The sequence below is a fragment of the Moorena sp. genome (assembly GCF_982860115.1).
On record NZ_CEYLVT010000173.1, the window covers coordinates 1 to 16,194 of the forward strand.

Annotated in this window: 11 protein-coding genes; all 11 read left to right on the forward strand. The window is 42.1% G+C overall.

Going from position 1 to position 16,194, the window contains the following annotated elements; all coding sequences use genetic code 11:
• The first annotated feature begins 549 nt into the window (after positions 1-549).
• Complete coding sequence (locus AC4II3_RS23810) at positions 550-1,545, forward strand: sugar transferase (protein WP_488014558.1); 996 nt, start codon at positions 550-552, stop codon at positions 1,543-1,545.
• A gap of 96 nt (positions 1,546-1,641) precedes the next feature.
• Entirely contained in the window at positions 1,642-2,787 is a 1,146-nt protein-coding gene (locus AC4II3_RS23815; RefSeq protein ID WP_488014548.1) for a glycosyltransferase, read from the forward strand.
• Positions 2,788-3,344: 557 nt separating this feature from the next.
• Positions 3,345-5,606, forward strand: coding sequence for a GumC family protein (locus tag AC4II3_RS23820; RefSeq protein ID WP_488029462.1), 2,262 nt, complete (start codon positions 3,345-3,347; stop codon positions 5,604-5,606).
• Between the two features lie 255 nt (positions 5,607-5,861).
• Positions 5,862-6,662: a heterocyst development glycosyltransferase HepC gene (gene hepC / locus AC4II3_RS23825; protein WP_488013986.1), complete on the forward strand. Its 801-nt coding sequence runs from the start codon at positions 5,862-5,864 to the stop codon at positions 6,660-6,662.
• 128 nt (positions 6,663-6,790) lie between these two features.
• Entirely contained in the window at positions 6,791-7,864 is a 1,074-nt protein-coding gene (gene gmd / locus AC4II3_RS23830; RefSeq protein ID WP_488013984.1) for a GDP-mannose 4,6-dehydratase, read from the forward strand.
• A gap of 564 nt (positions 7,865-8,428) precedes the next feature.
• Positions 8,429-9,397, forward strand: coding sequence for a GDP-mannose 4,6-dehydratase (locus AC4II3_RS23835; protein WP_488013982.1), 969 nt, complete (start codon positions 8,429-8,431; stop codon positions 9,395-9,397).
• 54 nt (positions 9,398-9,451) lie between these two features.
• A complete protein-coding gene (gene hepA / locus AC4II3_RS23840; protein ID WP_488013980.1) occupies positions 9,452-11,344 on the forward strand; it encodes a heterocyst formation ABC transporter subunit HepA in 1,893 nt (630 codons plus the stop codon).
• A gap of 163 nt (positions 11,345-11,507) precedes the next feature.
• On the forward strand, positions 11,508-12,536 hold the full coding sequence (locus tag AC4II3_RS23845) for a glycosyltransferase family 2 protein (protein WP_488013978.1): 1,029 nt from the start codon (positions 11,508-11,510) through the stop codon (positions 12,534-12,536).
• A gap of 17 nt (positions 12,537-12,553) precedes the next feature.
• On the forward strand, positions 12,554-13,675 hold the full coding sequence (locus AC4II3_RS23850; RefSeq protein WP_488013976.1) for a polysaccharide pyruvyl transferase family protein: 1,122 nt from the start codon (positions 12,554-12,556) through the stop codon (positions 13,673-13,675).
• A gap of 116 nt (positions 13,676-13,791) precedes the next feature.
• Complete coding sequence (locus AC4II3_RS23855) at positions 13,792-14,772, forward strand: beta-1,6-N-acetylglucosaminyltransferase (protein WP_488013974.1); 981 nt, start codon at positions 13,792-13,794, stop codon at positions 14,770-14,772.
• 87 nt (positions 14,773-14,859) lie between these two features.
• Positions 14,860-15,981 (forward strand): glycosyltransferase family 4 protein, encoded by a 1,122-nt coding sequence (locus AC4II3_RS23860; RefSeq protein WP_488013972.1) that lies wholly within the window; start codon positions 14,860-14,862, stop codon positions 15,979-15,981.
• Positions 15,982-16,194 lie beyond the last annotated feature (213 nt).

The window sequence follows — 16,194 nt, forward strand, 5'->3', positions numbered from 1 at the left end:
TTAAGAAAAATTCATCAAAAATTTTTAGCTCTGTCAGGATTTTATGAAAAACTCATGAAAGTTATATTAGTCATTCATCCGGGATTATACAGAACATTAATTGATCAACGTCACTGCTGACAAATGAGTAATACTAAAGGGTTACTTATATGGTAACAAGAGAAAAATATAAATGGTAATTTTCTATCCATTTTTTATTTTTACTGTAGGTTAATTGAGCCGGTGAACTCTACCTATTACTTTGTCAATAATTAAGTGAGACTTAACCTATTTTTTTCTGGTATAAACCTTTAATCAATGCAGTAGGTTTCCATAATTAATATTTTTTTTAAAAAAAGTACCTTAAAGTAACCCTTTTGCTGACTTTTAAATAGTAATAAAAATTCTACACTTGCCTCAAAAAAGGGCAGAGGAGTCGTAGGTTTAGGTACGATTAAAACCTAGGGTGTTCATAGGATTGCGAAACTTTCTACACAATTCCTACATAGTTTAAATCTACTCTCTAAAAAGTGACGAGTTAATCGACATTATAATTCCTATTTCATCATGATGCAGTCAAGGTTAAAAACTTCTAGCCAGGCAGGGTTAATCAATGAAGCTGCTGTAGTGCAGTTACCGATCCGCCTGAGCAGACTCGAAGCAATAAAATTTAAAGAAACCTGTGATCAGCTTATCCAAAAACCTTATTGTCCTAAGCTTATCATTGCCGACTTGAGTCAGACAGGCTTTATCGATAGTAGCGGAATTGGTGCCTTAGTAAGGAATCACAAAATCACTCAGGAAAACGGAGTTTCACTAATACTAAGGGGTATAAATCCTCCAGTTATGGCTGTATTGGTCATGACTGGGCTAGACAAAAAATTAATTCTAGACCCCTCATATAACCCGACAACAATAGCTGTCAATTGGTCAAAGGCTCAGTTACCCACAACTCACCCATCTACACGCTCTTGGGCTAAGCGATGCTTAGATATACTGGGGGGAATAGTAGGTTTAGGAATTACGGCCATATTATTTATTCCCATTGCGATCGCAATCAAACTCGATAGTCCTGGCCCAATCTTCTTTAGTCAAATTCGCTGTGGTTGGATGGGTAAGGGATTTCGGATCTGGAAATTCCGCTCGATGTATACTGATGCGGAAGCCCAGAAAGATAGCGTTCAAAATCAATCTAAGGATGCCAAGATATTCAAAAACGAAAATGACCCTAGAATCACCAGGGTGGGTCGGTTTTTGAGGAAAACTAGTTTGGATGAACTACCCCAGTTCTGGAATGTCATTAAAGGTGAAATGAGTTTGGTGGGTACTAGACCACCGGTACCTAAGGAAGTGGACATCTATGAGGTTCCAGAGTGGCAACGGTTGAATGTTAAACCTGGAATGACTGGAGAGTGGCAGGTGCATGGGCGATCGCAAGTTCGGGATTTTGCAGATATCATTAAACTGGATTTACGCTACCAACGAAACTGGAGCTTAATGTATGACCTTAAGCTCATTATAAAAACCATTTTTATCTTGTTGTCGAAAAATAATGGAGCCGTTTAGTATGAAAAAAAACTCGGTAAAATTCCGGATATAAATTAAATATAATGGTAAATGGATTAGAGTATTCTCTAGGAATAGGTTTTCCAGTAAACAAGCATGAAAGTTGCCCTAGTTCATGATTATCTAACGCAAAAAGGTGGAGCAGAACGGGTATTTGAACTGCTTTGTAAGCGCTTCCCTAGTGCTGATGTGTTCACATCCTTGTATGATGCCCAGAACACCATTGACCTAGGTGAGCGCCTAGTGCATACCACCGGACTTCAGAACATTCCAGGGTCAACGAAATACTTCAGACTCTTGGCTCCGTTTTACTATCCAGCTTTTCGAGCCTTGGATTTAGAAAATTACGATTTGATTATCAGTAGTTGTTCAAGCTTCGCAAAGGCGGTCAAGAAAAAATTAGGAGCCAAGCATGTTTGCTTTTGCCACAATGTCACCCGTTTTTTGTGGGATACGCAAACTTACCTCAAGGAGTATGGAGAATATAGAGCGTTTTCTCCTGTAATTGATAAAGTCTTCCAGTTGATCAGAAAAGTAGACCTGGACTATGCCCAGGAGCCAGACCTTTACATTGCTAACTCGACCACTGTCGCTCGGCGTATCCAGAATATTTATGGTAAGCCAGCCATGACAGTCAACTATCCAATTAATAGCCATAAATTTGTGTTTTCCGACCAAAAGGAAGACTTTTACCTAGTATCATCTCGTTTACTGGGTTACAAGCGTATCGATCTGATTATCGAGGCGTTTAATTGGCTAGGCTGGCCCTTATTAATATCTGGTGATGGTCCAGAGCGAGAGCGTCTAGAATCTAAAGCCTTGGATAATATTCGATTCTTGGGATACGTCAGCGATAGACAGCGTTGTCATTTGATGGCAAAAGCTCGTGGGGTGATCGTCGCGGCTTTAGAAGATTACGGTTTAGTGCCAATCGAAGCCAACGCCAGTGGTACCCCAGTAATTGCCTACGGTGCAGGTGGTGTTTTGGATACTCAAATACCAGGGACGACAGGGGTGTTTTTTAAACGGCAAACACCAGAAGCACTCCAAGCTGCACTACTTGAGGCTAGGGAAATTCCCTGGAATTATGCCAAAATCCGAGACCATGCCCTGAGTCATTTCACTGAAGACGTTTTCTTTAACAAAGTTGGGCAAATTATTGATAAAACGGTCAGGGGACAGCCTGTCAATTTGAGCTATTCCTTACCCCATTCAGCCAAGGTTCCCACTTTAGCTAGGTGAAAGGATAGTGGCTGGGCTGATTTTAGATTTTAGATTTTGGATTTTGGATTTTTTCGTTGATTTCCTGGGATTGATACTGGTCGATACTCCCAAATTATTAGATCAAATCTGGTGGACTAATCAATATAGTCCTGCTCGGGTGACTGGTGATGGGTAATAGATAATATCATGTCCGGTTGACTACTTCTTTTTATACCCTTTTTATAAAAGGGATGCAACCTATGATTGTCGGTTCATTGGTAATGGGTAATAGGTAATAAGACTACAATTTATAATTCTCCATTACCAAAAGGTAGGGAAAATTTGTTGCGGGTATCCTGGAGAGTTGGGATGACGACAGCTTGCGAATATTGCTATTGCCAATTGTCAATGTATAATAGTTAATTTTAATTAACTTTATAAAAAAACACAACCCTATCGAATATGAATAAAGTGATTAACCGGATTTTATCTAAACCGATTACTAATCATCCCGGGACTAGTTTAGACTTGATTCACTCGACTTGATGTCAATTAAAAATCCAATCCAAACTTGTCAATCATTAATCTAAAATCCCATGAAGGAACTTGATTTAAACGCAGCAGCTGAAACAGATGCAGGGTATGGCCAACTGTTGGCAGTTTTGTGGCGCAGACGCTTGTGGATTCTAAGTGTACTCTTGACAAGCTTGCCGATTGCCTTCTATATCACTATCAAGAAAGAGCCGACTTATATCAGCTCTCTACAGCTGTTGGTGGAGCCTAATTATATAGATAAAACACGAGGAATAGAGAGTCAGTTTACTGAGTCCACTGTTGATATCGACTATGCTACTCAGTTACAGCTGATGCGTAGTTCTCAATTGATTCAACGAGCAGTGGATTTGCTTCGTGATGACTACCCAGATATCACAGTCGGTGATATTAGACGCTCCTTAAGATTAGCTCAAGTACTGCAGGGTAAAACCGAAACTAAGGTATTTCAAGCAGTCTACACCAGCAATGACCGGATTAAAACTCAAAAAGTACTGCAAGCTATTCAAAAGGTTTATCAAGATTACAACCTAGAGCAGCAGGAAATGCGCTTGAACAAAGGTCTTGCTTTTATCAATCAGCAGTTGCCAACAGCTCGTAAGAATCTTGAGAAAGCTGAGCAACGACTAGAGCAGTTTCGCAAGAGCAAAAACCTGATTGATCCCTCACAACAAGCCCTAGCTGTCAGTCAAACTCTGAATGGGATTGAACAGGAGCGCCGAGCTATCCGCGCTCAGTACATGGAAACTCAAACTCGCTACGAGGCTGTTCAGCAAAAACTGGCTCGTTCACCGCAAAATGCCTTGACCTCGTCCCGTTTGAGTCAATCTGGGCGCTATCAAAATTTGCTAAATGAAATCCAAAGAATAGAACTGGCTTTGGTGGAGCAAAGTCGAATTTATACCGAAGCTCATCCTAGTATTCAAAAATTAATTGAACAGCGTCAGAGTGTGTTTGCGCTCTTGCAGGAAGAAACCAGACGGGTTTTAGGGCAAGTTCCGACTCAACTGGTTAGCACTGGAAGTAACCTCCTGACAGAAGGACAGCTCGGTGGTGTTGATATTAATCTGGTCAACGAACTGATCACCTCGCAAATTAATCTAGTCAGTCTACAGACTCGTGATCAAGCCCTGATCAAAACAGAGCAGGAAATCCGTATCCAACTCAGGGAATTCCCAGGCCTAATTGCTGAGTACAATCGTCTACAACCCCAAGTAGCGATTCAACAAAATACTCTGCAGCAGCTACTGCAAGCACGGCAGGAGTTAAGCATCGAATTGGCTCGGGGGGGATTTAACTGGCAAGTTGTAGAAGCACCTCTACCAGGCTTCAAGACCGGTCCTAATATGACCCAAGACCTATTATTAGGTGCAGTGGTTGGGTTATTTCTCGGTGGTGTGGCTGCCTTTGTGCGGGAAGCCATGGATGATGGAATTCATACCTCTGATGATTTGAAAAATCAAGTGGCTCTACCCTTGCTAGGTATGATTCCAGAGTTGCCGGAGGGTAAAATCAGTAAACCTGTTCTGAATCTTAACTTGAGCCAGTCCGAGAGAGAACTTCCGATGATGGAACTGTTGGGATGGCGACCATTTCAGGAAGCACTGGACATGATTTATGTGAATCTCCAGTTGCTCAATTCTGGTTCTGAGTGGAAATCCCTGATGGTTACGTCAGCGCTGTCTGGTGAGGGTAAGTCAACTCTGGCGTTGGGTTTAGCCTTGAGTGCTGCTCGTTTACATCGACGAGTACTGCTAATTGATGTAGATATGCGCCGTCCGAGGTTGCACCAACAACTTGGTCTCTCCAATCACGAAGGACTTTCTACTTTATTGGAAGATGATATTGCTACACCCAACCCAGTTAGTATCTCACCTTTGGGGTCAAGCATTGATGTTTTGACTGCTGGACCAACCCCAATTGACCCAGTTAAGCTCTTGGGTTCTAAACGGATGAAGAACTTAATGGCAGAGTTTCAGGAAACCTATGATCTGGTGTTGCTGGATACTCCCCCAGTGTTAGGTATGGTGGATGCACTCCAAGCAGCATCGTTGTGCCAAGGTGTGGTGATGGTGGGACGCCTAGAGCGAGTTACTCAATCTCAACTCAACCAGGCTACTGCTATACTCAGGAATTTAAACCTGATTGGAATCATTGCTAACGGTGTGAAGAGTTCTAATCAGAGCTATGCTTACTATGGTTCGCGAAAGAGCAATGCTGCCATTGAACCAAAGCAGCCTGTATCTGATCTTCCAGTGTCTCCACAACTAGAGCGTCAGTTCAGCAATCATGTCAAGTCTCGTTGATTTTTTTGGTTAATTGTTAAGTAAGCATTCAGCCGTTGGCCTATGGCCACGCTACTTGAGGTGCCGTCAGCCATTGGCCTATGGCCACGCTACTTGAGGTGCTGACGTAACTCAGATTTTACCTGTTTTATTCAAAAGCTGATACGCGACACGCTGATAGCTGAAAACTGATACGCGACACGCTGATAGCTACAAATTAAACCTGACAGGATCTAACCTTTGACTTTTGATTTCGCTGAAATGGAGTAACTATTTATGACGACTTCCAGAATCATACTAACAACCTCCAAAATCTCAATCCTAGATATCGATGATGAGGCAGAGTCAGCAGTTAGTTCTTTGCCTCCCTGCAAGCTCAAGTGGCGACAGAAACAGTTGTGGGTACTTCCTATCCAGAAGAATGAACAGCATTATCTACCTCCATTGCAAAGTCAGTCTTGGTTAAGTAATTGCTTGCAACGCTCGTCGGTAGGGCTGGTTTGTATCGACCCCAATCTGGGTGAAACAGGGTTAAGAGTTTGGACCAATGCCTGTGAGCAAGCCAAGAAGAAAGCTGTTCTAAGAGTACCGTTCAACTCAGAATTGTCTAGTAGGGAAAAACTATTCCGATCTCGACTGAGGCGGGTGATGGATTCCAGTTTAGCTGCTCTATTGCTACTGATTCTGAGTCCAGTGCTCCTGGGATTGATGTTGCTGATAGCGATTGTTTCACCAGGACCAGTCTTTTCTCGGCAATGGCGGGCTGGAGAACGGGGTAAGCTGTTCCAAGTGATTAAATTTCGCACTGAAGGTATACACAAAGGCAAAGTCACGTCTAAGATGACACATTTTGGAAAATGGCTGCGTCAATTTTGTCTGGATGGACTACCGCAGTTAGTGAATGTACTAAGGGGTGAGATGAGTTTAGTCGGACCACGTCCTTGGAAACTGGATGAGGTGATTCGGATGACCCAGGAGGAGCGGCGACAGCTGAGATTGTTGCCAGGAATGATCAGGCTTCACCAGGAAGATATGCGATCGCATGTGTTGGGTTCTCAAAGTACTCAAGTGCTGTGATTCAGGAATTGTTAATTTGTTAATTTTTGAGTGATCAATTTTAATTAACAATTAACAATTTTGATTTGCCTTTGTGTTCATCCCGTACATTAGCAAACTAATTACTCTAATCAGAGTCGTGAGGAATCGTGACAGACATTAAACGAGCATTAATCACTGGCATTACCGGTCAAGATGGGTCTTATCTAGCAGAACTGCTGCTGGCAAAAGGGTACGAAGTTCATGGTATTATCCGACGCACCTCTACCTTCAACACAGATCGCATCGACCACATCTACCAAGACCCCCACAATCCCCAGACACGGTTATTTCTCCATTACGGAGACCTCACTGATGGCTTGACACTACAACGCATTCTAGAAGACGTACAGCCGATAGAGGTGTACAACCTCGGAGCTCAGTCCCATGTGCGGGTCAGCTTTGATTCACCAGAATACACCGTCGATGCCACAGGTATAGGAACCTTGCGTTTGTTGGAAGCGGTACGGCACTATCAACAGCGGATTGGCTCTCAGGTACGCTTTTACCAGGCTGGCTCTTCTGAAATGTTTGGGCTAGTGCAGGCTGTCCCTCAGTCTGAAACTACACCGTTTTATCCCCGTAGTCCTTATGCCTGTGCAAAAGTCTACGCCCACTGGCAAACTATCAACTATCGCGAATCCTATGGGCTATTCGCCTGTAATGGTATTTTGTTTAACCACGAAAGTCCCCGGCGCGGCGAAACCTTTGTCACTCGCAAAATTACCCGTGCTTTGGCGCGCATTGTAGCTGGTAAGCAGAATAAGCTTTACCTGGGCAATCTCGATGCCAGACGGGACTGGGGTTATGCCAAGGATTATGTCCGCGCTATGTGGCTAATGCTACAACAAGACGAGGCCGATGACTATGTTGTTGCTACTGGTCAAACTCACTCAATTCGGGAGTTTCTCGATATTGCCTTTGGCTTAGTGAATTTGGATTGGCAGCAGTACGTTGAAATCGATCCACGGTACTTTCGACCTGCTGAAGTAGACCTGTTGTTAGGTGATGCCACCAAGGCTAATACCATACTAGGTTGGCAACCTTCAGTAAGCTTTAAACAACTCGTTGAAATCATGGTTAATGCTGACCTTCAGGCACTAGGTATCATGCCTGTCACCTCTTGTATTCAATCCGCTGATACTGCCTTTATTCGACAAGTTGTTACCGCTGGTAATCGCTAGTAATGATATGGTCTAATCCCATTTTTAGTAATGGATTAGAGAGATAGTTAGTCGCCCTTTGGGTAATGGTTAACAGGTAATGGGTAACGGGTAATAGGTAATTGGAAATTGAGAAAAAGACTATTGCTGCTGTGAAACACTACGAGGAGAGCGCAATTCCCCATTATCCATTACCTATTAATAGACTGGTATAAGACGTTGTTGATGGATTAGCGTTGAATAAAATAATCGATTATCCGTAGGATACGCTACGCGATTATCCATAGGATACGCTACGGGAACGCACTGTCTTATAACCAGGACTTACCCACTAATATCATACCCGGTTTATCGTGATAAATCAAAGGCTGAAATCAGTGTAATTACCGTCAATAACCGGGTTGGCGGCGTAACGCCTAAGAAGAGACTGATCTCAGCTATGGAATTGAGTTTTACCGATCTGAAATAGCTTCAAAAAAGCTAAATATAGTTAGTTAGTAATTGGTAATTGCTAACTAGATCACAGTACCCACTCAGTCTTCAGTACTGACGCACATAGTACTCATAACTAACGCACTGGTAAAAATGAAAAAAGCACTCATTACGGGGATTTCTGGACAAGATGGATCTTACCTTGCAGAGCTTTTGCTAAACAAAGGTTATGAAGTTCATGGAATTGTGAGGAGACCAGCGGTTGAAGACCCAGCAGGTAAGTTGTCTAATCTCAGGACTATCAAAGACGACATTGTTTTACATGTTGCATCTTTAGAGAATCATTTGTCACTCTATAAGGTCATTGCCAAGATTAAACCTGACGAGTGTTATCACTTAGCTGCATCGAGTTTTGTCAGTTATTCCTTTGATGATGAATCCTCTATCTTAACCAGTAATTTTAATGGAACCCACCATTTACTGGCATCAATTAAAGAAGTGGTACCGGAGTGTCGTTTCTTTTTTGCTGGTTCTTCTGAAATGTTTGGCAGGGTGTTCCATGCCCCTCAAAATGAGCTGACTCCTTTTAATCCCCGGTCTGTGTATGGTATTTCCAAGCTAGCAAGTCATCATCTGGTGCAAAACTATCGTAACCAGTATGGCATTTTTGCTTGTACCGGGATTCTTTACAATCATGAATCCCCAAGGCGTGACTTTAAGTTTGTCACTCGCAAAATTACCTCTACTGTCGCCAAGATCAAGCTAGGGTTAGAAAATAAGCTTTATCTAGGAAATCTAGATGCTCTCAGGGACTGGGGATATGCTCCGGATTATGTCTATGCCATGTGGCTGATGCTGCAAAACCATTCTCCAGAGAATTATGTAATTGCTTCCGGAGTGAATCACTCGGTTCGTGAATTAGTAGATTGTGCGTTTAGTCACGTCGGTCTTGATTATCAAGATTTTGTGGAAGTTGATCAGAGGTTTTATCGTCCGACAGAAGCAGTGCCCCTTTGTGGGGATAGCTGGAAAATTCGGGATGAGCTGAATTGGAAGAGTAAACATAAATTTCCTGATATTGTCGCGGAAATGGTGGAGAGTGATCTTAGTTTTTTTAGCTAAACCTTGTTTAAAATCAGCATTAAGCAACAATCACAATAGGTCTAAATAAAACCAGTGAGTATTCTATATAGAATTGTTGAAATCAAACTTTTTGATTCTGTTATCAGGTTTACTAAGGCCACTAAATTGTGGCAAGACAACCACTTCATTTTAAGGGAATTTAAATTCCTTAAACAAGCGGCTTTTTTTGCTATTATTTTAACGATAATCGCATCACTATTTGAAGGATTTGGCTTAGGTTTTATCCTAAATTTTTTACAAAATATAACCGACCCTAATGCGACTCCAATCCAGACAGGAATCAACTGGTTCGATATATCGATACTTGGAGTAAATAGACCGGTTATTGATAGAATTTACCGGATATCTGCTCTAATTTTGATCACAACCTGGTTGCGTTCAGCCTTTATGTTTGGTGGGCGCAGGTACAGCAAAATTACTCAGATGAATTTGTTAGATAGGCTGCGCAAGAAGCTATTTGAACAACTTCAACGACTGAGTTTGAGTTACTTTTCTCATAGCCGTTCTGGAGAGCTAGTTTACAGTCTAACCACCGAACTAGAAAAAATTAATCAAGCTTTTGATGTGACAGCTCTTCTGTTGACTAGAATTTCTCTTCTAGTTGTCTATGTTACATCAATGTTCTTGCTGTCTTGGCAACTTTCTATTACCTCATTAATGCTCTTTAGCCTGATGAGTGTTGGTCTTTCTAACTTGGTTAAAAGGTTGCGAGAGACAAGTTTTGATGTTTCCAAGGCAGGCAGTAACTTTACCTCAGTTGCTGTAGAGTTTCTCAATGGCATTCGCACAGTTAAGGCATTTGCGAGTCAGGACTTTGAGCGTAGACGATTTTATGACGCTAGCGAAAACGTTACAAACATCACTATCAAATCTGCGTCATTTGGGTATGCCATAGAACCGATTGCGGAAAGCGTAGCCACCACAATTCTGATCGGCATGATTATTGTAGCGTTTAGCATCTTCGTTCCTAATGGACAGATGCAGGCAGCTTCATTACTGACCTTCTTGTTTGTTTTGTTTCGTCTGATCCCGATTATACGTCTGATTAATAATGCCAGAGGGCGTCTGGGGGAATTCACCGGACCAATGAATAACATTAAAGAGCTGCTGAGAACTGACAACAAACCATACTTGCAGAATGGTAACGTGGAATTTTCAGGATTAGAGCAAGCCATTGAGTTTGCTTCGGTGGATTTTGGTTACGATCCCTCTAACCTAGTACTGCACGATATTACCTTAACTATCAACAAGGGAGAAACAACAGCCCTGGTCGGTGCTTCTGGTTCAGGTAAAACCACCCTTGCTGACTTAATTCCCCGATTTTATGACCCAACCGCAGGTAAAGTTATCATTGATGGCACTGACTTACAAGAATTTGAAATTAACTCTGTGCGTCGTAAGCTAGCTATTGTCAGTCAGGATACATTTATTTTCAACACCTCTGTTCGCAATAACATTGCTTATGGTTTAGAACAAGCAGATGACCTGGCAATTCGAGAAGCCGCAAAACTTGCCAATGCATTAGACTTCATCCTAGATTTGCCTGAAGGTTTTGACACCCAACTCGGTGATCGCGGAGTTCGATTATCTGGAGGTCAACGTCAACGGCTGGCCATTGCTCGTGCTTTACTGCGAGCACCAGAGATTCTGATCTTAGATGAGGCAACTAGTGCCTTAGATTCTGTGTCTGAGCGCCTGATTCAGGAGTCCTTAGAACAACTTTCTGTAGGACGGACAGTAATTACCATTGCCCATCGCTTATCCACCATTTCCAAAGCTGATAAGGTAGTCGTTCTCGAACAGGGGCGAATTGTGGAACAAGGAAAGTATCAAGAGTTACTCGAAAAGCGCGGTAAACTTTGGAAATATCACAAAATGCAGCATGAAGTTAGTCAAACAAATGAAGACTATAGCATGTCCAAATAGATCATGAAACCGAATGCTGGTTTGTTATAACACCAAATTTACAAATAACCACATTGTAGAAGATATGTACTCACTTCTTAATGGAATAGCGAGTGGGGGAAACCACGCCAGTCGCTCACAGTAATTAATTCCTTATTACAACCAGAGGCAAGATAACAAGGATATGTCAAACCATCAAGAAGGGCAAGAGCCGCTAGTCAGTGTTATCATCCCCACCTATAACCGCTTGAGCTACCTCAAGCAAGCAGTTGAAAGCGTACTCCAACAGACCTACAAAAATCTTGAAATTATCATTTCTGACGATTGTAGCCCTGAGAATCCGCAAGCGATGATTGAGTCCTTTCAAGATGCTCGGATCCGATTCCGTCGGAACTCAAAGAATCTAGGAAATGGTCCTAATGTTGCTGGCGCATTTAAACAAGCTCAGGGAAAATATGTAGCGAGTCTCAATGACGATGACCTGTGGAATCCAGACTTTTTAGAAAAGTTAGTTCCTCCCCTAGAAGCGAATTCAAATGTAGTTGTGGCTTTTTGCGACCATTATATTATCGACGCAGATGGCGTAATTAATTATCCAACTACTGAAGCACATACCCGGCTTTGGAAGCGTGACCAACTTAAAGCAGAAGTATATCAGCCGTTCTGTACTATCGGACTAGTAGACCGATCAGTATCTCCTGCATCCTCTGCTTTGATTCGCAGGGACAAGGTTAATTGGGATGAACTTTTGTCAGTGGGGGTCTATTGGGATTACTACCTAACCTATCTAGCTTGCCGCAGTGGTGATAGCGCGTACTACTATCCAGAAAGACTGACTCGATATCGCGTGCATGAGTTATCTGAAACCCATATGAGTGGGAGTGGAAACGCCAAGGCTCAGATCCGCAAAGGAAAATCCGGTATTTTTTGCTACGAACACTTTTTAGCAGATCCTCAATTACAAAAGCATCGAAGTTATTTTACCCAGAAATTAGCACAAGCGAACACAACTATGGGTATTGGACTGATACGGGATGGACGAGTAGCAGAAGCACGCCCCTATCTTTTTCGTGCCTTAAGTCAAAATTTCAGTCTGCGAACTGTAGCAGCTCTCATGCTCACCGTTATACCTCAACAATTAGCAAATCCTTTCGAGATATCTTCCAGACGGGAAATTATCCAACAGACAAAAGTACATTCAAAATTACATTAAGTATTTTAGGAATTACCATGACTATTTCAACACCAAAAAACGTCAAAGAAGTTCTTCATAACTCCCTAGGACAGTTAGACAAATTTGAAGAATGTATACTCCTAGACAATCCTGATCATTACAATATTGGCGACCACCTGATTTGGTTAGGCTCTGTACTCTTTTTGACGGATACCTTAAAAACTAAAATTAAGTATGCCACTGGTATTAACGGTTTCTCTGATGCCAGCCTAAAAAAAATGGATAAATGTCCCATAATCTTTAATGGAGGAGGCGCATTAGGTGATCTATATGAAGGTTTTCAAAATTTTAGAGAATCGATCATAGAAAACTATCGAGATCGACCAATTATTATTTTTCCTCAGACTATTTATTTTAGGAATCCCGAAAACCTAAAAAAAGCAGCAAAAGTTTTTAACTCCCATCCTAACCTAACCCTATTTACCCGAGATCAAGTCAGCTATGAAATTGCTATTAAAAATTTCGGAAATTGTCGGGTGATTAAAGCCCCTGATATGGCATTTCAAATGGCTGGTCTCTCTACTGACTCCATCCAGCCTGATCAAGAGGATTCTAGTCTCTATCTTTGCCGAAAGGATCAAGAACTTAAGGCCACTAGTAACCTGAGTCTTTCTTCTAAGATAAAAAATCTCGTCTTAGAAGACTGGGTTTCAGATAGATGGACCCTAAGAACTACTAAGCAACTCTCTAAAGGTTGGTATTGGCGTATTCCAGGATTTGTCAGAATAATTCGGGAAGTTTATGAGCGAGGATTAGCAACTCCTAAAGAATGGTTATCCCGACAAACCTGGAAGTATTTTCATACTAATACGGCGCACTTTAAAACAAGCCATAACTCCCCAATTAATCTAGCATCTTGGGGCCTGATGCACAGCGGCATCTATCAATTCAAAAGGCATCGTTTAATTATCACTAATCGTTTGCATGGTCATATCCTTAGTACTCTTTTAGAGATTCCTCATATCTTTCTTCCTAACTCTTATTACAAGAATGAAGCATTTTACGAGGCATGGACTTCACAAATTCCCTTCGCCCGGTTTATAAAAGAACGCTCAGAACTTGAAGTAGCTGTAGAAGAAATGTTAGAGTCTTATCCTTTATCAAGAGGATTTAATTAATAGATAGGAATTAAGTAGTAGGGGGCGTTAATAACATACCCCACAGAGTTATTGGGTAATGCCTGATAGATAAAAGGCGAATAAAATTCGCTACTATTTAAAATTAAGAGTCAATCATGACTAAAATCCTTTACCTAATTGCTTCTCATAGCAATCCAGATCAAGTTGTCAGACTAGTTAAGAAACTTAAGACTGGTAACCCTGAGTCCCAGGTCTTAATTCACCATGACCAATCTAAGTCGAGCCTTAGCCCAACATCTTTTGAGCAGATCAACAATGTTCACATCCTGGAAGACTATGTTCCAGTTGGGTGGGGAGATTTTTCCATGGTGGAAATGGAACTTCGCTGCATCAACTGGTTAATAGATAATTCTGTGACATTTGACTGGTTAATCTTCCTCTCTGGTCAAGACTATCCCCTTCAGCCAATCAGCCAAATCGAGCAGTTCTTGCAGAACACCGAATATGACGGATTTATGGAATATTTTCCGGTACAAGAACCACCAGAAACGGCTTGGCACTGGGGCAAAGATTTGGGCATAGAGCGCTATTTTTTTCGCTACTATAAACTGCCAGCTAGTCTAAAGACTATAGTATATAAACTATATCGTGTTGTCAATTGGCAGCCCCTAGTCCGGATCAGGGCTGGTAAGTTTGGTGCCAAAATAGCAATCCGTTGCTTTTCAACACCTTTCACTCCAGAGTTTCAGTGCTACGCGGGTTCTCAGTGGCACACACTTTCCTATGGCTGTATTGAATATATCCATCAATTTGTTCAGCGTAACCCAGCATTTGTAGAACACTATCGAAACACACTCATACCAGATGAGTCTTTCATCCAGAGCATCCTGCTCAATCAGTCGATGCTAAAACTATTCAATGATAACAAACGTTATATCTCTTGGACTCCTCCCTATCCAGCCATCATGGGTGTCCAAGATTTTGAGTCAATGATTACTTCTGGTAAGCATTTTGCCCGCAAATTCGATGATAAAGTAGATGCCAAAGTTATTGATATGCTGGACAAATATATTGAAGAAGATCGGGATAATAGGGAAGACTATAGCTATAGTCCTTCTGATTTATCTAAGGTTTAAATTAGGATTGCTAGATCAGGTAGTTAAAAACTTCTGCCAAGGATGCACTAGTCAGAGTTTTCGATAATTTTAACAGGATAGCTACTCATGAAACTCTGTATCGTTACCCACAAAGTCATGAAAGGTGATGGCCAAGGTCGAGTCAACTATGAAGTCGCCAAAGAAGCCATTCGTCGCGGTCATCACGTCACCTTATTAGCCAGTAATGTCGCCCCAGAACTCCAGCAGAGTAATCAGGTAAACTGGATTTTCATTCCAGTTAAAAGGTGGCCAACAGCACTAATTCGTCATCTAGTCTTTTCCTGGCGGAGTGGCAATTGGTTAAATCAACACCGTAGTGAGCTGAACTTAGTAAAGGTTAACGGGTCCATTACCAGAGCTGGCTCAGATGTGAATGCTGTACATTTTGTCCACAGTTCTTGGTTGCGATCGCCTGCCCATACTTCTCGGCTGCGTCGGGATTTGTATGGTCTTTACCAGTGGCTAGTTACAACCTTGAATGCCCATTGGGAAAAAAAATCCTTCCGTCAGGCAAAAGTAGTAGTCGCAGTTTCCGGAAAGGTCAAGAAAGAATTAGTAGACATTGGTGTACCCCCTGAATCCATTCGGGTGATTGTCAATGGTGTTGACTTACAAGAATTTTATCCCGGTGTAGCTGACCGCAAACAATTGCGTCTTCCTGAGGGAGTGCCTTTAGCATTTTTTGCTGGGGATATCCGAACACCTCGGAAGAACTTGGATACAATTCTGCACGCCTTAGTCCAAGTCCCTGAATTACACTTAGCTGTTGCTGGCATCACAGAAGGTAGTCCCTATCCTCAGCTAGCCGCAACGCTAAATGTCAGCGAACGGGTACATTTTCTGGGGTACCGACGTGACCTCCCTGAGATTATGCGAGCCGTAGATTTATTTGTCTTTCCATCCCGCTATGAAGCCTGCACACTAGTGCTCCTAGAAGCAATGGCTTCAGGTTTGCCAGTCATTACCGCCAGCACAGCCGGGGGGGCTGAATTGGTTACCCCAGCCTGCGGAGTGGTTTTGTCTGACCCCAACGATACCCAGGCTTTGGCAAAGGAGTTAAGTCTTCTCGTTAGTAATCCTGAAAAAAGGAAACAGATGAGCCAAGCTGCACCAATGATAGCCGCCCAATACAGTTGGGAAAAGATGGCACAAAGCTATGTTGATTTATTTGAAGAACTGATCAAGTAGTCTAAATTTAATGTTGCAGGTTTAAGGTTGCAGGTTGAATGTTACAGGTTTAAGGTTGCAGGTTTAAGGTTTAAGGTTTAAGGTTGCAAATTGTAGGTTACAGGTTGCAGGTTACAGGTCAACTGATAACGATACTCCCGAGGATTTTTAAGGTATAAAATTCTCAATTCTCAATTCTCAATTCTCAATTCTCAATTCTCAATTCTCAATTCT